This window comes from Solihabitans fulvus (genome assembly GCF_008386585.1).
Taxonomy (GTDB): domain Bacteria; phylum Actinomycetota; class Actinomycetes; order Mycobacteriales; family Pseudonocardiaceae; genus Solihabitans; species Solihabitans fulvus.
In genome coordinates this window covers 1-309 of the sequence record NZ_VUOB01000270.1, presented here as the reverse complement: position 1 = coordinate 309, position 309 = coordinate 1, and the positions used below count along the sequence as shown (strand labels likewise).

1 protein-coding gene is annotated in these 309 nt (G+C 48.9%); it reads left to right on the top strand.

Annotation, left to right across the window (positions count from 1 at the left end; all coding sequences use genetic code 11):
- On the top strand, nt 1–238 hold a 238-nt coding region (locus F0L68_RS45815; protein WP_223199636.1), incomplete at its 5' end, for an elongation factor 1-alpha C-terminal domain-related protein.
- Between the last annotated feature and the right edge of the window lie 71 nt (nt 239–309).

Sequence of the window (309 nt, the reverse complement as noted above, 5' to 3'; positions counted from 1 at the left end):
GTCTACTGAAGTCAACCCAAAATCCATCAAGTCTGGAGATGCAGCCATTGTCAACTTGGTACCTTCCAAGCCTCTATGTGTAGAGTCCTTCCAGGAATTCCCACCCCTCGGTCGTTTTGCTGTCCGTGACATGAGGCAGACAGTTGCTGTCGGAGTCATCAAGGCTGTCAACTTCAAGGAGGCTGGTGGTGGCAAGGTCACTAAAGCTGCCGAAAAGGCCACCAAGGGCAAGAAGTAGCTAGAGCTGTTAACAGCACAATTTTTCATACAACTGCGATACTTCATTCACCGAAAGGTGTTTCGAAGGAA